General features: G+C 70.0%; 15 protein-coding genes and 1 pseudogene. 4 read left to right on the forward strand and 12 right to left on the reverse strand.

What is annotated here, in order from left to right; translation table 11 throughout:
- The first annotated feature begins 92 nt into the window (after nt 1–92).
- On the forward strand, nt 93–1,709 hold the full coding sequence (locus CHAN_RS07525; RefSeq protein ID WP_290288143.1) for a peptide MFS transporter: 1,617 nt from the start codon (nt 93–95) through the stop codon (nt 1,707–1,709).
- Nucleotides 1,702–3,297, forward strand: a complete 1,596-nt coding sequence (locus CHAN_RS07530) for a peptide MFS transporter (RefSeq protein WP_290288147.1) — start codon at nt 1,702–1,704, stop codon at nt 3,295–3,297. Before CHAN_RS07525 ends, CHAN_RS07530 begins: the two co-directional genes overlap by 8 nt.
- On the opposite strand, the gene bioD is transcribed toward CHAN_RS07530, so the two are convergent.
- Nucleotides 3,275–3,952: an ATP-dependent dethiobiotin synthetase BioD gene (gene bioD, locus CHAN_RS07535; RefSeq protein ID WP_290288150.1), complete on the reverse strand. Its 678-nt coding sequence runs from the start codon at nt 3,950–3,952 to the stop codon at nt 3,275–3,277. The genes CHAN_RS07530 and bioD overlap by 23 nt on opposite strands.
- A 211-nt stretch (nt 3,953–4,163) precedes the next feature.
- A complete protein-coding gene (gene scpB / locus CHAN_RS07540) occupies nt 4,164–4,721 on the reverse strand; it encodes an SMC-Scp complex subunit ScpB (protein ID WP_290288153.1) in 558 nt (185 codons plus the stop codon).
- Between the two features lie 39 nt (nt 4,722–4,760).
- Here scpB and CHAN_RS07545 point away from each other — a divergent pair, with 39 nt between their 5' ends.
- The gene (locus CHAN_RS07545; RefSeq protein ID WP_290288156.1) at nt 4,761–6,398 is read left to right on the forward strand and encodes an aspartate:alanine exchanger family transporter; all 1,638 of its coding nucleotides are present in this window, start codon (nt 4,761–4,763) and stop codon (nt 6,396–6,398) included.
- An 82-nt stretch (nt 6,399–6,480) separates the two neighbouring features.
- Here the strand turns inward: CHAN_RS07545 and CHAN_RS07550 are convergent, their stop codons facing one another.
- The 5 genes from CHAN_RS07550 to CHAN_RS07570 all read right to left on the reverse strand — a co-directional run bounded on the left by CHAN_RS07550 (nt 6,481) and on the right by CHAN_RS07570 (nt 12,879).
- Nucleotides 6,481–7,938: an ATP-binding cassette domain-containing protein gene (locus CHAN_RS07550; RefSeq protein WP_290288160.1), complete on the reverse strand. Its 1,458-nt coding sequence runs from the start codon at nt 7,936–7,938 to the stop codon at nt 6,481–6,483.
- The gene (locus CHAN_RS07555; protein WP_290288163.1) at nt 7,935–8,651 is read right to left on the reverse strand and encodes an energy-coupling factor transporter transmembrane component T family protein; all 717 of its coding nucleotides are present in this window, start codon (nt 8,649–8,651) and stop codon (nt 7,935–7,937) included. The genes CHAN_RS07550 and CHAN_RS07555 overlap by 4 nt, the downstream gene beginning before the upstream one ends.
- A complete protein-coding gene (locus CHAN_RS07560; RefSeq protein ID WP_290288166.1) occupies nt 8,648–9,274 on the reverse strand; it encodes an MptD family putative ECF transporter S component in 627 nt (208 codons plus the stop codon). Before CHAN_RS07560 ends, CHAN_RS07555 begins: the two co-directional genes overlap by 4 nt.
- Nucleotides 9,275–9,349: 75 nt before the next feature.
- On the reverse strand, nt 9,350–11,095 hold the full coding sequence (locus CHAN_RS07565; protein WP_290288169.1) for an ABC transporter ATP-binding protein: 1,746 nt from the start codon (nt 11,093–11,095) through the stop codon (nt 9,350–9,352).
- A complete protein-coding gene (locus CHAN_RS07570; RefSeq protein ID WP_290288175.1) occupies nt 11,092–12,879 on the reverse strand; it encodes an ABC transporter ATP-binding protein in 1,788 nt (595 codons plus the stop codon). The genes CHAN_RS07565 and CHAN_RS07570 overlap by 4 nt, the downstream gene beginning before the upstream one ends.
- 379 nt (nt 12,880–13,258) lie before the next feature.
- On the opposite strand from CHAN_RS07570, the gene CHAN_RS07575 reads away from it, so the two are divergent.
- Nucleotides 13,259–14,782, forward strand: coding sequence for an MFS transporter (locus CHAN_RS07575; protein ID WP_290288178.1), 1,524 nt, complete (start codon nt 13,259–13,261; stop codon nt 14,780–14,782).
- Nucleotides 14,783–14,878: 96 nt separating this feature from the next.
- On the opposite strand, the gene CHAN_RS07580 is transcribed toward CHAN_RS07575, so the two are convergent.
- The 5 genes and pseudogenes from CHAN_RS07580 to pyrG all read right to left on the reverse strand — a co-directional run bounded on the left by CHAN_RS07580 (nt 14,879) and on the right by pyrG (nt 20,081).
- On the reverse strand, nt 14,879–15,691 hold the full coding sequence (locus CHAN_RS07580) for a segregation and condensation protein A (protein ID WP_193388847.1): 813 nt from the start codon (nt 15,689–15,691) through the stop codon (nt 14,879–14,881).
- A gap of 10 nt (nt 15,692–15,701) precedes the next feature.
- Nucleotides 15,702–16,574 (reverse strand): ParA family protein, encoded by an 873-nt coding sequence (locus CHAN_RS07585; RefSeq protein ID WP_048743131.1) that lies wholly within the window; start codon nt 16,572–16,574, stop codon nt 15,702–15,704.
- A 97-nt stretch (nt 16,575–16,671) separates the two neighbouring features.
- Complete coding sequence (locus CHAN_RS07590; protein WP_290288187.1) at nt 16,672–17,637, reverse strand: site-specific tyrosine recombinase XerD; 966 nt, start codon at nt 17,635–17,637, stop codon at nt 16,672–16,674.
- 94 nt (nt 17,638–17,731) lie between these two features.
- Nucleotides 17,732–18,403: pseudogene (locus tag CHAN_RS07595) on the reverse strand (NUDIX domain-containing protein); the annotation flags it as partial.
- A gap of 10 nt (nt 18,404–18,413) precedes the next feature.
- A complete protein-coding gene (pyrG, locus tag CHAN_RS07600) occupies nt 18,414–20,081 on the reverse strand; it encodes a CTP synthase (RefSeq protein ID WP_290288189.1) in 1,668 nt (555 codons plus the stop codon).
- Nucleotides 20,082–20,333 lie beyond the last annotated feature (252 nt).

Below are 20,333 nucleotides of genomic sequence, written 5' to 3' on the forward strand. Positions count from 1 at the left end.
AAACGTTAGTCCGGGCGATATTGTCGAACACCGTTCAGGGGTAGGTTGGGGGATGATTTGCCATGGAACGCGTCGATGAGCACGATAAGTCCATGACCAGCATTGGACAGCGTTCAAGTGGGCCGATTCCGGCCGCACCGGAGGGCCCCTCCGCCACTCCCCGGCCACCCGGGAAGGCCCGCGTCGCCCTGCCCGCCATCATCGGCGTCGAATCGTGGGAGCGGTTCAGCTTCTACGGCATGCAGGCGATCATGGCGTACTACCTGTACGACACCGTCACAGACGGCGGCCTCGGCCTGCCCACCACCACCGCCACCGCCCTGATGGGCGCCTACGGCAGCCTCGTGTACCTGTGCACCATCGCCGGCGGCTGGATCGGCGACCGCATCCTCGGCGCCGAACGCACCCTGCTCGCCGGCGCGTGGACGCTCGTCGCCGGCCACCTCACGCTGTCCCTGGTCCCCGGCGCGCCGGGCGTGGCCGTCGGCATGGTCCTCGTCGCGACCGGCTCGGGCGCACTGAAGACATCCGCCATCACCATGCTCGGCCGCGTCCGCCGATCCGGCGACCCTCGCCGCGACAACGATTTCCAGTTCTTCTACTTCGGCATCAACGTCGGCGGGCTGCTCGGCCCCGTGCTCACCGGCGCGCTGTCCGTCGCCTACGGCTATGACGCCGGCTTCGCGGCCGCGGCGATCCTCATGATCATCGGCCTCGTCCACTACCACTGGCACCGGCGCCGTCTCTCCGGCTCGTGGCGGGACGACGCCCGCGTGGCCGTCGAAAAGCCGACGTCCCCCATCGGCCGCCGGGGCCTGGCCCTGGCCCTTCTCGCCGTGGCGGGTGCGGCCGGCACGGTCGCCGGGCTCACGATCTCGGGTGCGCTGCCGCTGCACCGCTTGCCGACGGTCATGCTCGCCGCCACCGTCGCGGCCACCGTCGCGCTGTTCGCGCAGATGATCCTCGACCCGAAGATCGGCGCCGCCGAGCGTTCGCGCGTGGTGGCGTTCATCCCCCTGTTCATCGCGGCCGTGGCGTTCTGGGCCATCCACAACCAGGCCTTCGGCGCGCTGGCGGTCTACTCCGACCTGCGCATCGACCGCACCATCGGCGACTGGTCCGCCCCCGCCGCGTGGGCGCAGTCCCTCAACCCCGTGTTCACGCTGCTGCTGATCCTGCCGCTGGCCGCCCTGCGCCTGCGGATGGGCCGGCGCGCCCCCGACATCCCCATCCAGATGATCGCGGGCACGGCCATCACCGGCGCTGCGATGCTCGTGGTCGTGCCCTTCGCGGGGCGCGCCGACGGCACGGTGCCGCTGCTGGTCATCGTCGCCGTGTACCTGACCATCACCCTCGGCGAACTGCAGGTCAGCCCCGTGGGCATGGCCGCCTCGACGGTGCTGGCGCCCGCCAGCTACCGGACGCGCTTTTCGGCGCTGTACTTCCTGACCATGGCCGTGGGCACCGCCCTGTCCGGCGTGCTGTCGACCAACTACGACCCCGCCGACTCCGGCGCGGAACGGGCCTACTTCCTGTCGGTGGGGCTCGGCGTCATGGCCGTCGCCGCCGCCGTTGCGCTGCTGCTGCCGTGGATCCGCCGGAAGATCGCGGCCGGCGAGGAGGGCGCCGCCGCGACCGTCACCGCCGACGCCACCGCGACCGCCACCGCCACCGCCACCGCCACCGCCAAGGAGAATCTCCATGCGTGACCGCACGACCTCCACCGCCCCCGGCCGTCCGCGCATCGCCCTGCCCGCCCTCGTCGGCGTGGAGACGTGGGAGCGGTTCAGCTTCTACGGCATGCAGGCGATCATGGTCTATTACCTCTACGCCTCGGCCACCGACGGCGGAGTCGGGCTGTCCACGACCACCGCCACCGCGTTGATGGGCGCCTACGGCAGCCTCGTCTACCTGTGCACCATCGCGGGCGGCTGGATCGCCGACCGCGTCCTCGGCGCCGAACGCACCCTGCTCGCCGGCGCGTGGACGCTCGTGGCCGGCCACCTGACGCTGGCGCTGCTGCCGGGAGGGGCGGGCGTCGCGGCGGGGCTGGTCCTCGTCGCGGCGGGCTCGGGCGCGCTGAAGACGTCGGCGATCACCATGCTCGGCCGCGTCCGCGCCGACGGCGACCGCCGCGCCGACTCCGACTTCCAGCTGTTCTACCTGGGCATCAACGTCGGCGCGCTGCTCGGCCCCATGCTCACGGGCTGGCTGTCGGTCCGGCACGGGTACCACATCGGCTTCGGCGCGGCGGCGGTGCTCATGACCGCCGGGCTGGTCCACTATTCGCTGGTGCGCCGGCGCCTGTCGGCCTCATGGCTTGACGACGCCCGCGTGGCCGTCGAAAAGCCCTCCCTGCCCATCGCCCGAGCCCGACTCGCCCGCATCGCCGGCGGGGTCGCGGCGGCCGTCCTCGCAGTTGCGGCGCTGACCGTGACCGGCGTGCTGCCGCCGGCGCACCTGGCCACGGTCATGCTCGCGGCGACGCTGCTGGCCACCACCGCGCTGTTCGGGCAGATGCTGCTCGACCGCGGGCTCGGCGCCGACGAGAGGGCCCGCGTGCTGGCGTTCGTACCGCTGTTCGTCGTGTCGGCGGCGTTCTGGGCGATCCTGAACCAAACTTTTGGCGCGCTGGCCGTTTACGCCGACGTGCGGGTCGACCGCGCCATCGGCGGCTGGGAGGCCCCGGCGGCGTGGGCCCAGTCGCTGAACCCGATCTTCATCCTCGCCCTGTCGGCGCCGATGGCCGCATTGCGGCTGCGGCTCGGCGACCGCATGCCCGGACCGGCCGCGCAAATCACCGGCGGCACGGCGCTTGCCGGCGCGGGCGTCCTGTGCCTGCTGCCGTTCACCGGGCATGCCCCCGGCACGGTGCCGCTGCTCGCGCTGATCGCGGCCTACGGCATCATCACATTCGGTGAGCTGCACATCGGGCCTGTCGGCATGTCCGCGGCCACGGCGATGGCTCCCGCGAAGTACCGCACGAGGTTTTCGGCGCTGTTCTTCATGACCATGGCCGTAGGCACCGCGCTCGCCGGCGTGCTGTCCACCAATTACGACCCGGCGGACGCATCCGCCGAGCGCGCCTACTTCCTGGTACTGGGTCTGTCCGCCATCGCCGTCGCCGCCGCGGTGGGCGCGTTGGTGCCGTGGATCAACCGGCGGCTGCCGCGCGAGGGCACGGAAGAGGTCGTGAAGGTCTCGGCGGGCATGGCCGACGGCGAAGATCCGGCCGCGGCCGGCGATGCGGACACGGCCGGAATTGCCCCGGCGGCTACTCCGCCGATGCGCCGCTGAACCAGCCGGCGGCGCGGCCGAGGAACTCCTCGCGGTCCAGGTCCGCGGCGTCCTCCGGCAGCCACGCGAGGACGGGCAGGCCGGTGAGGATCGGCATCTGCTCGACCACGCACTCCGCGGCGACGTCCGGCTGCTCCGGGAGGGAACGGCCGATGATGCCGGTGATCTCCAGGCCGCGGGCGCGGCACGCCTCGGCGGTCAGCTCGACGGCGTTGAGCGTGCCCGGCGCCGTGGACGCCACAATGGTGACCTTCGCGCCGAGCTCCTGCGCAAGCTCCGGCACCGCCCAGTTGGAGATGCGCGCCAGCACGCCGCCGGTGCCCTCGACGAAAACGGGGTGGCCGTCGGCGGCGAGATCGCGGAGCTTGTCGGCGGTCTCCTCCAGATCGAGCTCCGGGGCGCCGATGCGGCGGGCGGCGAAGGCCGGCGGCAGCACATCGGGGTAGCGCGCGAATTCGTGGACGTCCGTGCAGCCGGTCAGGCGCTGGATCGTCGCGATGGAGCCCTGCCCCTCCGGCTCGCCGATCTGGGCGAGCTTCACCACGACGGGCTCCTCCCCGGCGGCCATCGCTTGCGCGGCGAGGGCGGCGGTGGCCGTCGTCTTGCCGACGCTCCGGCCGGTGCCGGTGATTATGTGGATGCCCCTGAAGTACATGAGGAAGAGTCGTCCTTTCCCGCTCGTGTGCCGTTCGCGTGCCACGCGTCGGATCCGGCGCGCCCGTCGCGCTCGTTCATCGGACCTGTTCGATCCGTTTGTTGCACCGTCGACAATATCCGCCGCGCCCGTTTCTCCTTAATCCGGGGCTGGTTGGAGGACGAAGATCACACTTTTCCGGCGTTTACGGCGCCCGATTCGGGCGACCGTGCTAGGGCAGATCCGGTTCGTCGATGAGGTCGACGTCCGGCAGCAACGGCGCGAGATCCGGCAGTTGATCAAGCGATTCGATGCCCAGCTGCTCCAGCAGCAGGTTCGTGGTCACGTACAGGTGGGCGCCCGTCGACGGGTCCTCCCCCGCTTCGGCGACCAACCCGCGCGCCAGCAGGGTGCGCATGACGCCGTCGACGTTGACGCCACGCACCGCCGCGACCTGGGCGCGGGTCGCCGGCTGCCGATAGGCGACCACGGCCAGGGTCTCCATCGCCGCGCGCGACAGCCGGGTCTGGGTGCCGTCCAGCAGGAACGCCTCCACCGCGTCGGAGTACGCCGCCCGCGTGTACAGGCGCCACCCGCCCTCGACCTCGCGCAGATCGAAGCCGGAGCCGCGGGCCTCGAATTCGTCGCGCATCTGCCCCAGAACCTCCCGGATCGCGGCGGGCTCGACGTCGAGGGCGCGGGCGAGGTCCATCGGCGCCACCGGCGAATCCACCACGAGCAGGACACTTTCCACGGCGGCGCGCAAGGGGTCGATCTGGGGCAGGTTCATGGCGGCAGTGTATCCGGCGATGGGTCTACTCTGGTGGTCGTGCTCGCATTCCTAGCTTCCAATGGACTGCTCGCCCTGGCCGTCATCCTCACCGTCGGATTCGCGCTGGGGCGCATCCGCGTAGCGGGACTGAGCCTCGGGTCGGCGGCGATCCTCTTCGTGGCCATCGGCTTGTCGACGGCCAACCCCGACATCCAGATGCCGCCCCTGCTGTATCAATTCGGGCTGGCGCTGTTCGTCTACTGCATCGGGTTGTCCGCGGGGCCGGCGTTTTTCCGGACCCTGCGCAGCCGGGGTCTGGCGCTCAACGTCATCGTCGCGTTCCTGCTGGTCGGGTTGACGGCGCTGGCGTTCGCGCTGGTGAAATTCTCCGGTGCCGACCCGATCCCCGGCGCCGGCATGTTCGTCGGCGCCATATCGTCGACGCCCGGCATGGCCGCCATCCTCGCCGCAGTGCCCGACCTGCTGCCGCCGGGCGCGGACCCGGCGGCCGCGTCGTCGGCCGTCGTCGGCTACTCGCTGGCGTATCCGGGCGGCGTCCTGGGCATCATCATCGTCGCCGCCGTCGGCGCGCGTCTGCTGCGCGTGGACCACATCGCCGACGCCAAGGCCGAGGGCGTGCTGACGGAGAAGCTCCACTACGCCGGCATCTGCATCGGCCCCGGCCGGGAGCTGACCGTGGCCCAGGTGCCGGAGTTCACCGGCGCGAAGATCATCACCACCCGCGTGGCGGACGTCGGCGCCGACGGCGAACCATCCAACCAGCGCCTGGCGGAATCCGACGACGTCCTGGCCGAAGGCTGCTCCATCATGGTCAACGGGACGGCCGAGGAGCTGGACAAGGCCGTCGCAAAGCTCGGCGAACGCATCGAGATGGACCCGCACGAGTCGGATCTGCAGTACACCCGCATGGCCGTGTCGAACCCGGATGTCGCCGGGCGCACCATCGGCGAGTTGCGCATCCTGGAGGACCACGGCTTCACCATCGCGCGCCTGCGCCGCGGCGACGCCGACGTCGTGCCGGCCAACGACGACCGCCTGCAGCTGTCCGACCGCGTCCGCGTGGTCGCGCCGAAACAGCGCATCGAGGCCATCCGGACGTTCCTCGGCGACTCCGAAAAGTCGCTCGCCACGCCCGATCTGCTGCCACTTGCGCTCGGCCTCGCACTGGGCCTGCTGCTCGGCGCCATCCCCATCCCCATGCCCGGCGGCGGCACCCTGTCGCTCGGCTTCGGCGGCGGCCCGATCATCGCCGGCCTCGTCTTCGGCGCGCTCGGCCGGACCGGGCCGGTGCGGTGGCAGCTGCCGTACCACGCGACGAAGACCCTCGAGGGCTTCGGCATGGCGCTGTTCATGGCGGGCGTCGGCACCACCGCCGGCGCCGGCTTCCGCTCCGCGCTGACCGACCCGACGAGCCTGCTGTACATCGGGCTGGGCCTGGTGGTGACGCTGGTCAGCGCGATCGCGACCGTGGCCCTGCTCATGGCGTGGCGCAAGCTCACGTTCGACGAATCCATCGGCGTCGCCGCGGGCATCACCACCAACCCGGCGGTCATCGCGTACCTGAACACCGCCTCGGGCACCGACCTGGCCGCCCGCGGGTACACGACGGTGTATCCGGTGGCGATGGTGGGCAAGATCGTCGCGGCGCAGGTGCTGATCATGATGCTGCTGTGACGGTCATGATGCCGCGGCGACGATCATGATGCCGCGCGTTCGGCCGCGGACGTTCCCGCCGCGGCCGAACGCGCGGCGAGGCCTAACCCGCGGTGAGGGGGAACTCGAAGTCCCCGACCATGTCCACCAATTCCCGATCATGGGTGACCAGGACGACCACCGCGCCGCGGTCCGCGCAACGCCGGATCACGCCGGCCATGCTCTCCATCGCCCGCAAATCCAGGCCCGAGGTCGGCTCATCGAAGATGATCACATCGGCCCCGCGCCCTTCTTCCCCGCCGAGCACGGCCGTCGCCACGGCGAGGCGCTGCCGCTGCCCGCCGGAAAGGCTCAACGGGTGCCGTTCCCCCATGCCCCCGAGCCCGAGTTCGGCGAGAACCGCCTCGGACTCCTCGGCAGACGGTTTCGCGCGGCCCAGGGAAAGCTCCTCGGTGACCGAAACCCCGAAAAGCTGGCGGTTGACGTCTTGCATCACCGCCGAACAGCGGCGGCGCCGTTCGCGGCGCGACAACGCCTTCCCGTCCAAGACGACGGAACCCTCGGCGCGGCACAATCCCACCAGCACCTGCACGAGCGTCGACTTTCCCACGCCATTCGGGCCGGTGACGCAGGTGATCGCACCGCGTGGGGCAGTCGCCTCGTCGATCGTCCACAGCCGCCGGCCATCGCGCACCGCCGACAAACCGCGCAGCTCCAGTCCGCCCGCATCCGCCGGGGCGGGAGGCGCCGGCAACGGATCCGAAGCGGGTGCCACGAGGCTGCGCAACCCCGCGTCACGGCGCTCGCCTTCGCCCATTTCCCAGAACTCGGCCGCGGGACAGTCGGCCACCACCCGCCCGTTGCGCAGCTGGACCACGCGATCGACCAGGCCACGAAGGTAATGCAGACGGTGCTCGGCAACGAGGATCGTCGCACCGGCACCCTTCAGGCGGGCCAGGGCCTCGGCGACCGCCTGGGTGGAGGCGTCGTCGAGATTGGCGGTCGGCTCGTCGAGCAGGAACAGGCTGGGGCGCGAAACCACGGCAGACGCCAGAGCGACCCGCTGGCGCTCCCCTCCGGACAGTTCCCCCATCCGCCGGTCGAGCAGGTGGGCGAGGTCGAGAAGATCCGCCGCGGCGTCGATGCGCCGCAGAATCTCCTCCCGCGGCACACCCTGGTTGGAAGCGCCGAAGGCGATCTCCGAAAGGACGTCGGTGGCGAAGAACTGGGTGCGGGGGTTCTGGAACACCGTGGCCGCCACCCGTCCCGCTTCGGCCAATTCGACCTCGGCCGGCTCCAGTCCGTCGACCTTCACGTCGCCGCCGATGCGCGCGGGGCGAATGTGCGGGATGAAACCGTTGAGCGCATTGACCAGAGATGACTTGCCCGAGCCGGAACCACCGGTGACGAGCACCATCTCACCGGGTCGCACCCGGATGTCGATCGACTCCAGCAACGTTGCGGTGACCGCTTCCGGGGTTTGCCCGACGGCCGAACCCTGCGCCCCGCCGGTCTCACCCGGCGCTTCGACGGTGATGCTGAGATCTTTCACCTCGATCATCCGATTTTCTCCTTCACCGCCAACGCCACGACGACCGCGACGATCACCATCGCCACGACGTCGGGGAACCCCACGCGCAACTCCACCACCGATGTCGGCTTCCGCCGGGACCCCAGGCCGCGCAGCAGGGCGGAGGCGGAAAGCTCGTCACCCGTGCGCAGGGACGTGGCCACCAGCGGCAGCACCGCGTGACGCACCGCGATGATGGGATGCAACAGCAGCGACGCCCCGGAAGAGACGACTCCCCGAAGCACCAGATTGTCGCGGATCGTCCTCGCGTCGTCGACGACGACGGGGAGGAAACGGACGGCCACCGCCGAGGGCACGGCGAGGATGCGCGGCACTCGGGCCCAACCCAGGAACGCCTGCAGGCCACCGGTGGTGACGCCGCCGATGACCGCCCAGGCGATGACGCTGACGACGGCGAAGCGGTACGTGAAGCTCATGGCGAACAGCAGCACCGTCAGGACCTCCGCGGTCGTGCCCTCCGCGGCGGGCAGGACCACATGGCCGAGGGCCAGCACCAGCATTTCGGCCAGGCCCATGGCGATGGCCGCGACCGGCCGCAGGGCGGCGACCAGGCAGATCACCGCCACCACGGCACCGGTGATTTCCATCAGCTCGGTTCCGACGGTCAGCAGCGCGGCGTCGACGACGACGAGGCCGATCAGGGCCACCCTCGGATCGAGCTTCTCGATCGGCGTGGCTCTCACAGACCCGCGCGGGAGAAGTAGGAGCGCAGCGCCCGCTGCCCCAGCCATCCGCCGAACAGGGCGGCCACGAAGCAGATCGCCGTCAGCGCGAGCACCATCGGAGTCGACAGGAATTCGCCGAAGGCCCGCGCCCACTCGGCGTTGGCGCCCTGCGTGTAGCGGGCGAGGATGTCGTCGCGCATGAACAGCAGCGGCAGGACATTGCCCATCGGGTAGATGCCGAAGAACGCGTACCCCACGATGGTGCGTTTCGGATCGGAGTAATTGCCGCTGCGGATGATCAGATCGGCGATCAAACCGAAGACCAGCGCGAACAGCACCGACACGAGGTGATGGCCGAAGAGGGTGAAGATCAGCGCCAACAGCGTGGCCATGACGGTCACCGGGCCGAAGTGATTGATTCGCCGGATGAACAGGGCGAAGGGGATGCCGATGATGATGACGGCGAGCACGGCGCCGAACGGCTGGATCTGCGGCCCGAATACGCCGATGATGTTGCACAGGAAATTGATGACCGCGATGATCACCGTGAATACGCCGACGGCGACGAGTTCGCTGCCCGTAGACGCTCCCTTCACCGCTCCCTTCGCCGATTCCCGATTGACGTCGTTTTTCGTTGGCATTGCACTCCTTGAGTCCGTTGCTTCTTTTCGCATAGGTGGTTCCTTGGAATGTTAACTACTTGACTATCACTATGCCTAGCCTTGCCTTTCCACGCCGATGTTCCAGTGGCCGGCATCCTCGCGCAGCGACCAAAACCGCCGGTAGCGCTCATCCGACGCCGCCAATTCATCGTGGGTGCCCGACGCGGCGATGCGGCCGTCGGCAAGCAGAAGAATGCGGTCGGCGCCGCGGATCGTCTCCAGCTGGTGGGCGATCACGACGACGGTCGCATCACGGGACAGATCGTCCAGGGCAGCGGTGACGGCACGGCGGGTCGACGGGTCCAGGGCGCTGCTCGGTTCGTCGCACAGCACCACCGGCGCCCGCCGCAGAAGCGCGCGGGCAATGGACACGCGCTGACGCTCACCGCCGGAGAGCAGCTGACCGCCCTCCCCGACGCGCGTCCGCCAGCCATCGGGCAACCGGTCGGCGATCTCGGTGACGTGCGCGCGGCGGGCGGCATCGAGGATCTCGTCGCGGGAGGCGTCCTCCCTCCCCAGCGCGATGTTCGCCCACAGCGTGTCGTCGAACAGGTACACGTCCTGGAAAATCATGGAAACGTGCTCGTAAAGATCTTCGGTCGCCATATCGCGCACATCGACCCCGCCGATGCGCACCGCTCCCCCGTCGACGTCCCACAGGCGCGCGATGAGCCGCATGAGCGTCGTCTTGCCCGAACCCGATGCCCCCACCAGTGCCGTGGAGGAGCGGTCCCCGATGCGGGCGCTGACGCCGTCGAGGACGAGGGGGGCGTCGTCGCCGGTCCCGTAGCCGAAGGTGACGTCGTCGAACTCGATGTCGGCGGTCGGCGGGAACGGCGTCGGCTGAGCCGGCTCCGGCATGGTCGGGGTCTCCAACAGCTCGCGCACGTCGTCGATCTCGGCCTCGGACTGGTGCAGCGCGGTCTGCAGCGACGACACGATCCGCAACGGACCGGCCGACAGGGTGACCAGGCCGACGAGAACCACCGCGCGAACGGGATCGGAACCGCCCGCGGCGGTCCACACCGCCAGCGCCGCGACGCAGCCCAGCACCGTCTGGATGACGAACCCCTGAAGCACCATCCCTCCCAGGGACAGCCACAGGGCGCTGCGGCCGGCGGCCCGCTGCTTTTCGACGGCCCGCGTCAGCGGCGGATAGTCGTCGGCGATGCCCGCGGCGCGCAGCACCTCCTGGCGACCGGCGAATTCCAGCAACCGCAGGTCGGTATCGGTGCGCACCCTGCGCACGCGCTCTTCACCGGCGGATTCCCACTTCGACGCCAACCCCGACGTCAACCACAGGACGGGAGCGGCGACGATCATCGCGAGGCCGATCCGCCAGTCGATGAACAGGGTGAGGATCGCAATGGTCGCCGGCATGGCGATATGGCCCACCAACGGCACCAGGACGTCCATCGCCGCCGTCGCCACGAACATGGTCCCGCGCACGGCGGTGTGCGAGGCGCGGCCCTGCGTCTCGGGACTGAACCAGCTCAGCGGCAGGTGCACCAGACGGCCGCCGAGACCCCGGTGCATCGACCGGATGATCCCGAGGGATCCGGCGACCCCGGACCAGGTGGCCACGCCGACGAGCACCGCATGGATCAGCCACACGACGGCGAGGACGATCAGAGCCCGCACCGCGTCCGACCAGTCGCCGCGGAACACCGCGGTGAGCACCGGGATGATGCACAGGACGGTGACGCCCTGGGCGATGCCGGACAGCAGCCCCAAGATCACCGAACGGATGAGGAGGGTCCGGTCCGCGCCCCCGGACAGGGCAATAAGTGCGCGTATCATTCCATGTCCTTCCACATGCGGGCGTAGAGCCCGTCTTCGGCGAGAAGTTCATCGTGGGTGCCCTGCTCGACCAGCCGCCCGCCGTCCATGACCAGAATGCGGTCCGCATCCTTGACGGTCGTCAGCCGATGGGCGATGACCAGGACGGCGCGCCCGGCGGTGAGCCGGTTCAGCCCCTCCTGCACGGCGGCCTCCGATTCGGGGTCGGTCGCCGACGTCGCCTCGTCGAGCACCAGCACCGGGGTATCGGCGAGCAGGGTGCGGGCGATCGCCACACGCTGCGCCTCGCCGCCGGAAAGACGCGCGTCCTGCCCGACCACCGAGTCGTAGCCGCGCGGCAGCTCCTCGATGCGGTCGTGGATGTTGGCGGCACGGGCGGCATCGCGGACCTGGTCGTCGGTCGCGTCGGGGACGGCGAGGCGGATGTTGTCCGCGATGCTGATCGACAGCAGCTGCGGATCCTGGAACACCGTCCCCACGGTCCGGCGCATCACTTCCGGATCAATGTCGCGCACGTCCACTCCGCCGATGCGCACGGTGCCGGAGTCGGGGTCGCGGAAACGCGCGGCCAGCGCGGCCACGGTGGATTTGCCGGAACCGGATGGGCCCACCAGCGCGGTGACGCCGCCGGCGGGGATGGTGGCACTCACCCCGACGACGGCCGGGTTGCCGGGATCGTAGGCGAACGTGACATCCGCGAACTCCACCGCATTGCCGTCCGGCCGGACCGGGGCGTCGGCGACCGGCAGCTCGTCGGCGTCGAGTATCTCGCAGATGCGGCGGGCCGCGTCCATCGCCTGCTCGAGCGCACGGTTGCTCGCCGCCACCGTCTGCATGGCCGCGGGCAACAGCATCGCGATGATGGTCACGACCAGCAGATCGGAGGGCCGGCTCCACCCGGCATGGACGAACCACAGGCCGAAGGCGACCTCGATGACGCCGGCCGTCGCCGCGGACAAGAAGACCACCGCGACCGAATGGGCGCGCATCTGCGGGCGGATCATGTCGGCGAACTCGCGGAGGAAGCTCTCGGGTTCTTCGGTGAACCGGCGCGACCCCTGGCCCGCCTTGCCGAAGATCTTCAAAACGGCGATGCCGTTGACGTATTCGACGATGGTCTCCGACACCCCGGCGAGCCCTTCATGGATCCTGTCCATCACCTGGGCGTTCGACCGGGGCGCCAGTGCGGCGTAGACGACGGCGTACAGCACCGCGGGAACCACCGCCACCAGGCCCAGGCGCCAGTCCAGGATGAAACACACCACCAGGCTCGCCAAGGGAGTGCACACGCCGGCGACGAGCTCGACGATGGTGTGCGCGACGAGCTGATGCAGCGAGTCCACGTCATTTTGGATCAACTGGCGGACGCGGCCCGATGATCGCTCGTCGAACCAGCCGAGGGGCAGCCGCGCCAGCTTCGCCGCCAACCCGAGGCGCAGACGCGCCTGAAGGTCGACGTCCGCGATGTGGGAAATCAGCAGGGCGACCGCGCCGAGCGCGATCGACGACCCCAACGCGATGAGGAACAGGAAAAGCGGCCCCTTCGAGGCATCCCAGTCCGCACCGCCGCTCACCAGCCTGACCGCGAGCTCCGCCAGCGCGAGGAACTGCACCGCGGACAGCACCGAGCCGAGGACCTGCAGCACCACCGCCACCACGATCCACGGCATGACCGGTTCGATGGTGCGCAGGGTGACCGCACCCGCCGATGCCGCGTCTTCCCTCTGCCCGGTTCTCTGCTCCTCCTGCACCCGCTCGGCCGTCGCCGCTTCAGGCGTGCTCATGGAAGAACCCCCTTCATCTGTCGTTCATCGTTTCGAGTCATGTCGTCGACGTTTCTTCCGCCGACGGATTGGTGCCGCACCGTGCGCGATGACGCCACGCAAGCTTCGACCGCCCGACGCCCCCAATGATCGGCGGCAGCGCCACCGGCATGGCCGAGGCAGACTTGCCGCACCTCATCCCCTTCGGAGGAAACACCCATTGCCCGCATAGTAAGGTGAGGCTACCTTCGCCTCCATAGGTCGCACAACGCCCGGATTCGCGAAAGCGCCCACCATCCGGAAAGCCAACCAACAATTCCCAGGGGCCAACTCCGCCCCACTCCGCGTTTCAATTTTCATTGCGTTCCCCACGAATACGACAATCCCGGAAAGGAAGTTCATGCACTCCAGATGGATCACGGCCGTAGTGGCACTATCGGCCGCCATAATGACGCTGGACATGACCGTCGTCACCATTGCGCTGCCCGACATCACCGGAGACCTATCGGCCAACCTCTCGGATGCGCAGTGGATCGTCAACGGCTACGTCCTCGTCTTCGCCGCGCTCCTGCTGGGGGTCGGGGCATTGTCCGATCACATGCCCCGTCACCGCCTCTTCATCGCAGGGCACGTCATCTTCGGCGTCGCTTCGTTGCTTTGCGCCGCCGCGCCCACCACCGACTGGCTGATCTTCGGTCGCGTCGTCCAGGCGATCGGCGCCACCATGGTCTTCGCCACCTGCATGCCGATCATCGCCGACGCCCACGTGGGCGACGAGGCCGGCCGCGCCCGCGCCGTGGGCGCATTCATGGCCGCCGGTGCCGGCGCCGCAGCCCTGGGCCCCCTGTTCGGAGGCCTCGTCGTCGGCGGTGGCGGTTGGCGCTGGATCTTCGCCATCAACCTGCCCGTGAGCCTCATCGCCATCGTCGCCATGGTGCTCATCGGCCGGCACTCCCCCGACACGCCCCGCAACTCCGCGAAAGTCTCGTGGTCGTCCACCGTTCTCGTCGCCATGGGGCTGTTCGCCCTGAACTACGCGCTCGTGTCCGGCCCGAAGGACGGCTGGGCGTCCGCCACGGTCATCATCGCGGCCATTGCCGCGGTCGCGCTGCTCGCGGCCTTCGTCATCCTCCAGGTGCGCCTCGGCGACGACGCGCTGCTTGATCTGCGGCTGTTCAAGGTGCCCTCATTCACCGCGGCGATGATCCTCTCGTTCACCGCGCGGCTCGTGACCTTCGGCGTTCTACCCTACCTGGTGTTCTGGCTTTCCGGCGTGCAGGGCCGCACCGCCATTCAAGTGGGCCTCGTCTTGCTCGCCCTCGCCCTGCCGATGGTCGTGGTGGCCGCTCCGTCCTCCGCCCTGGAGAAGACCGGCAAGCTCAATCTCGTGACGGGTGCGGCCATGGTCATCACGGGCGTCGGACTGCTGTGGCTGGGCCTGATCATGGACCCGAGCCTCACCTGGAAGACCTCGATCTTCCCGCTGCTGGTGATCGGAATCGGCGCCGGCGTGGCCATGCCGCACATGATGAACCTCGCGCTCGCGGTTGCCCCGGCCGACCGTTCCGGTGCCGCCACGGGCGCCACCAACACGGCGTTCCCGCTCGGCACCGCCGTCGGCGTCGCCATCTTCGGCGCGGTCCTTTCCTCCCACGTCGACAAGCTCGATTGGGCGCCCGAACAGGTTCGCGAGGCCGCATCCGAGGGACGCCTCGACACCCTGGCGAAGGTGCTCGACGGCGCCCAGTTGCAGGACGCCATCGACATGTTCACCGGCGGTCTCTCGGTCGTCCTTCTCATGGCCGCCGGGTTCTCCGCGATGTGCGCCGTCATCTGCTTCGCCGCCATCCGCAACCGCGATCGGATCGGGGATGGTGCCCCGGCCGACGCGGACGATGCGGAACCGGTTCATGCCCGGAGATGACGGTGCCGGGGGGCGTCAGCCAGGCCCGCTGGGTTCTGTCAAAGGGGTGATGGATTCCCACCGCGGGTTCCCGGCCGGCATCGGCCAAAAGCCGCCCTACTCCCAGTTCGCCGCCGCCACGACGGCCGGGTCGACGTCGAGGCCCGTCCAGGCGACGGTGATCTCCGCCAGCGCCTCCTCCTGCTCGGCCTCTATCGCCTTGGCGCGGTAGAGCTCCAGCAGCGCCAGAAAACGCCCGACGACCTCCATGGATACGCGGCATTCCGACGTCAGCTGCGTGAACGTCAGCCACGTGCCCTCGCCGGCCAGCCGCAGCGCGTCGAGGATGCGCCCCGCCTGCTCCGGCACCGACACGGCCACCTGGTGAATGTGTCCGATGCCCACTTCCTCCGGTGGCTTCGGGCGCATGACGACGGCCGCGAACTCCGCGAATTCTTGCGCATCCATCCCCAGCTCGACCGGGGGCAGCAGCCCCTCGAACCCGGGATCGGGGCCCGTGGCACGCGGGTACCGGTGCGGGGCGACGCGGGCCCAGTCGGCGAAAAGATCGGCGACGCGGCTGTAGGCCCGGTACTGCAGCAGACGGGCGAAGAGCAGGTCGCGGGCCTCGAGCAGCGCCAGATCCTCTTCGTCGTCGACGTCGCCGCGGGGCAGCAGGCGCGCGGTCTTCAGGTCCAGCAGGGTTGCGGCGACGACGAGGAACTCGGTGATCTCGTCGAGGTCGCCCACCGCATCGAGGCTGCGAGTGTAGGCGATGAACTCATCGGTCACCGCCGCCAACGCCACCTCGGTGACGTCCATCTTCTTGCTCCCGATCAGCTGCAGCAGAAGGTCGAACGGCCCCGTGAAGTTGGCCAGCGCCACCCGGAAACCGGTGATTTCCTCCTGCACGGGCTCGTCGGAAAGCACTGGCCGCCCCCTACCCGCCGGTGCGCTCGATGACCTCGCGCGCCAGATCGCGGTACTGGTCGGCGCCCTGCGACGTCGGGGCCCAGGCGGTGATCGGCTCGCCGGCGACGGAGGTCTCCGGGAAGCGGACGGTGCGGGTGATCACGGTGTCGAAGACCTTGTCGCCGAATACCTCGACGAGCCGCTCCATCACTTCGCGCGCGTGGAGGGTGCGGCGGTCGAACATGGTCACCAGGATGCCCAGGACCTCGAGGTCGAAGTTCAGGCGATCGCGGACCTTGCCCACGGTGTCCGTCAGCAGCGCCAGGCCGCGCAGCGAGAAGTACTCGCACTCCATCGGGATGATCACGCCCTGCGCGATGGTCAGCGCGTTGACCGTCAGCAGCCCCAGCGATGGCTGGCAGTCGACGATGATGAAGTCGTAGTCGCGGCGCACGGGCCGCAGCGCGCGAGCCAGGGCTTGCTCGCGGCCGACCTCGTTGACCAGCTGGATCTCCGCCGCCGACAGGTCGATGTTCGCGGGCACCAGGTCCAACCCCGGCACCGTCGTGTGGTGGATGGCGTCGCGGACGTCGGTGTCCGAATCGATGATCAGGTTGTAGACCGTCAGATCCAGGTCCTCGTGCGGGATGCCCAGTCCGGCGGACAGCGCGCCCTGCGGGTCGAGGTCGACGAGCAGCACCTTGCGGCCGAACTCGGCCAGCGCCGCACCCATGTTGATGGTCGACGTCGTCTTGCCCACGCCGCCCTTCTGGTTGCACATGGCCAGGATCGTCGCCGGGCCATGGGACTCCAGCGGCTTCGGCTCCGGCAGTTCGCGCAACGGACGGCCGGTGAGCCCCACCTGCATGCCCTCCGCGTCGAACAAGCCCGACTCAGCCACCGTCAACCCCTCTTCCTTGACCTGCGGCGCGATCGGCATGGACGCGCCGATCAGCGCCGGGAGCGGACACTCCCTCTCGCGACCACTGTACCGGCGCTCACCGCGCCCGCGGGTGAGCACCCGCCCAAACCCGGCGCAGATTATCCGCGGTGACCATGGTGTAGATCTGCGTGGTCGTCACCGACGCATGCCCCAGCAGCTCCTGCACCGACCGCACGTCGGCCCCTCCCTCCAGGAGGTGGGTGGCGAAGCTGTGCCGCAGCGTGTGCGGCGACACCCGCCCGGCCAGACCCGCGCGCTCGGCGACCGACGCCAGGATGTTCGCCGCCGACTGCCGCGACATCCTCCGCCCCAGCGAATTGACCAGCAGCGCCGGCCCCGAATTCGACCGCGCCCACCCGGGCCGCCCGCGCACCAGCCACGCGTCGACGGCTTCGATCGCCGGCCCGCCGACGGGCACGATGCGCTCCTTGCCGCCCTTGCCGCGCAGCAGCACCAGGCGTTCCTCCCGGTCGAGGTCGTCGATGTCCAGGCCGGTCACCTCCGACACGCGCGCACCGGTCGAGTACAGCAGCTCCACCAGCGCCCGATCGCGGACGTCGGCGATGTCGGCGGCCTCTCCGACGGGGATCGCGTCGATGAGCTCCGTGACCTCCTCGACCCGAAGCGCCTTCGGCAGCGAGCTGCCCCGTTTGGGCGGCGGCACGGCGGCGGCCACGTCGACGTCGACGTCGCCCTCGCCCAGCGCGAACTTGTGCAGCCCGCGCACGGCCGACAGGGCACGCGACACCGACGACGCCGCCATGGGCGGCTGCCCGGCGTCGGCGTCGCCGCGCGACAGGTGCGCCACGAACGCCCCGACGTCGGACTCGGTGACCGCGCGCAGGTCATCCCGGCCCAGCCCACCGAGAAAATCAAGGTACTTCGCCAGATCACGGCGGTACGCGCCGAGCGTGTTCGCCGACGCCCCGCGCTCCACGGCCAGGTGGTCGAAAAACGCCTCGGCCACCTTCCGCGCGGCATCCGCCGGCGTGCGGACGCCGACATTCCGATCAGTTGCCAAGGGCCGATCCCCCCGATCCATCGTCTTCGTCTTCGTTTCGCTCCTGCGCCCCGTCCGGCTCCTGCGCCGCATCTGGCTTCTGCGCCGCGTCCGGCACGCGCTTGAGGTCCGCGCCCGGGCCGAACGCTTCCGCGCGGCGGGCGGCGAGCCGGGTGGGTCGGATGGCGAATGGCTCGTCCGCTTCACGACGCCCCCGCCCCTCGGCCAGAGTCACGTGTGCGGCGAGAATGCCCGCGACGGCGATGGCGTTGACCACCTCGCCGCGCAGCACCATGTCCGCGGCGTCGGAGAGGTCGACCCACGACTCGGTCATGTCCGCCTCCTCGTCCTCGGGTTCGGGGCGGTCGGCGTCGGAAAGCCCCTCGGCCAGGTACACGCGCACGCTCTCTTCGGCGAAGCCGGGCGAGGTGAAGATGTCCGTCAGCACCGACCACCGCCGCGCCGACACGCCGGCCTCCTCCGCGAGTTCGCGGCGGGCGGCGACCAGCGGATCCTCGTCGGCGACGTCGAGGATGCCGGCGGGCAGCTCGATCAGCCGGTCCCGGGCCGTCTGCCGCCACTGGCGCAGCAGGCAGATCCGGCCATCGTCGTCGAGGGCCACCACCGCCACCGCACCGAAATGCTCCACGACCTCGCGGTTGGCGATGCGCCCGCCGGGCATGCGCACCCGGTCGCGGCGCAGCGCGATGATCGGCGCTTCGACGAGGATCTCGGAGTCGACGACGTCGAAGGAGTGGGAACCGGCGGGAGCATTCGAAGATGTCATAACTACGTGCCTACCCCCGGCCCGCGGGATCCGCCAGCGCCGCGCCGATGAGGCCGGCGAACAACGGGTGCGGGTCGGTCGGCCGCGACTTGTACTCGGGATGCGCCTGCGTGGCCACGAAATACGGGTGGACGTCCCGCGGGTACTCCACGAATTCCACCAGCTCGCCATCCGGCGACGTGCCGGAGATGACCAGGCCGGCGGATTCGATCGCCTCGCGGTAGGCGTTGTTGACTTCGTAGCGGTGGCGGTGGCGCTCGGAGACTTCCGTCGCGCCGTACGTCTCCGCGACCACGGACCCTTCGGCCAGCGCCGCCGGATACGCGCCCAGGCGCATCGACCCGCCCAGGTCGGCCTCGCCGGACACGGCGGCCTTCTGCTCCTCCATCGTCGCGATCACCGGCGACGGCGTCGCCTCGTCGAACTCGGTCGACGACGCATCGGGCACGCCGCCGCGCCGCGCCGCCTCCAGCACCGCGCACTGCATGCCCAGGCACAGGCCCAGCAGCGGGATGCGGTTTTCGCGGCAATGGGCGATCGCCCCGATCTTGCCCTCGATGCCGCGCACGCCGAAGCCCCCGGGCACGACGACGGCATCGGCGCCGGCGAGCTGCTCGGCCGCGCCCTCCGGCGTCTCGCACGCGTCGGAGGCCACCCACCGCACGGTGGCGCGCGCCCCGTGGGCGAACCCGCCGGCGCGGATGGCTTCGGCGATGGACAGGTAGGCGTCGGGCAGGTCGACGTACTTGCCCACCAGCGCGACGGTCACCTCCCGCTCCGGCCGGTGCACGCGCTCCAGCAGACCGCCCCACATCTCCCAGTCGAGGTCGCGGAACGGCAGCCCGAGGCGCCGCACGATGAACGTGTCCAGGTGCTCGTCGTGGAGCACCCGCGGGATGTCGTAGATGCTGGGCGCGTCGGGGCACGACACCACGCCCTCCAGGTCGACGTCGCACATCAGCGCGATCTTGCGCTTGAGCCCGTCGGGCACGTCGCGGTCGCAGCGCAGCACCACCGAATCGGGCACCAGGCCGATGGAGCGCAGCTGCGCCACGGAATGCTGCGTCGGCTTGGTCTTCAGCTCGCCGGACGGGCCGAGGTAGGGCACCAGCGACACGTGCAGGTAGTGGATGTTCTCGCGGCCGACGTCGTGGCGCACCTGGCGGGCGGCCTCGAGGAAGGGCTGCGATTCGATGTCGCCGACGGTGCCGCCGATTTCGGTGATCACCACGTCGGGGCGCCGCCCGTCGGCGCCGGGCCGGTCCATGCCGGTGATCCGCGACTTGATCTCGTCGGTGATGTGCGGGATGACCTGCACGGTCTCGCCGAGGAACTCGCCGCGGCGTTCCTTCGCGATCACCGACGAGTACACCTTGCCGGTGGTCACGTTCGCCCCGCCGTCGAGGGCGCGGTCCAGGAAGCGCTCGTAGTGCCCCAGGTCCAGGTCGGTTTCGGCGCCGTCCTCGGTGACGAACACCTCGCCGTGCTGGAACGGGTTCATGGTGCCCGGGTCGACGTTGAGGTACGGGTCCAGTTTCTGCATGGTCACCCGCAGCCCGCGAGACGTCAGCAGCCGTCCGAGGCTCGCGGCCGTCAGGCCCTTGCCCAGCGACGACGCCACGCCTCCCGTGACGATGATGTACTTCGTGACGTGCCCGCCACCCCGACCTTCCGCCATGCCAATCAACTCCCGCGTTTCGCTCGGGCGGCGCGCCCCTCCGGTTGTTCCCCGGCTCTTTTCCGGGGCGGCGCCGCAGGCCGTCTCGTGGCGACCACGGGATTTCAGGCTAACCGGGCGGCGGGCGCTCGCCTAGCGAAAAAGCACGCTTGACGACGCTTTTCTCGCCGATCACAGCCGTGCGGGGCACATTCAACGGCGGGGAAACGGACGTGAAACACGGCGTTAACACGGCCCGCCGGGCAGAGTCGA

The sequence above is a fragment of the Corynebacterium hansenii genome (genome assembly GCF_030408795.1).
In the GTDB taxonomy this organism is placed as follows: Bacteria; Actinomycetota; Actinomycetes; order Mycobacteriales; family Mycobacteriaceae; genus Corynebacterium; species Corynebacterium hansenii.

What these genes read in the sequence shown, in the direction of transcription:
- CHAN_RS07560 (WP_290288166.1), bottom strand. Translation starts at nt 9,274, where the DNA reads ATGCCAACGAAAAACGACGTCAATCGGGAATCGGCGAAGGGAGCGGTG.
- pyrG (WP_290288189.1), bottom strand. Translation starts at nt 20,081, where the DNA reads ATGGCGGAAGGTCGGGGTGGCGGGCACGTCACGAAGTACATCATCGTC.
- CHAN_RS07565 (WP_290288169.1), bottom strand. Translation starts at nt 11,095, where the DNA reads ATGATACGCGCACTTATTGCCCTGTCCGGGGGCGCGGACCGGACCCTC.
- CHAN_RS07525 (WP_290288143.1), top strand. Translation starts at nt 93, where the DNA reads ATGACCAGCATTGGACAGCGTTCAAGTGGGCCGATTCCGGCCGCACCG.
- CHAN_RS07570 (WP_290288175.1), bottom strand. Translation starts at nt 12,879, where the DNA reads ATGAGCACGCCTGAAGCGGCGACGGCCGAGCGGGTGCAGGAGGAGCAG.
- CHAN_RS07530 (WP_290288147.1), top strand. Translation starts at nt 1,702, where the DNA reads ATGCGTGACCGCACGACCTCCACCGCCCCCGGCCGTCCGCGCATCGCC.
- bioD (WP_290288150.1), bottom strand. Translation starts at nt 3,952, where the DNA reads ATGTACTTCAGGGGCATCCACATAATCACCGGCACCGGCCGGAGCGTC.
- scpB (WP_290288153.1), bottom strand. Translation starts at nt 4,721, where the DNA reads ATGAACCTGCCCCAGATCGACCCCTTGCGCGCCGCCGTGGAAAGTGTC.
- CHAN_RS07550 (WP_290288160.1), bottom strand. Translation starts at nt 7,938, where the DNA reads ATGATCGAGGTGAAAGATCTCAGCATCACCGTCGAAGCGCCGGGTGAG.
- CHAN_RS07575 (WP_290288178.1), top strand. Translation starts at nt 13,259, where the DNA reads ATGCACTCCAGATGGATCACGGCCGTAGTGGCACTATCGGCCGCCATA.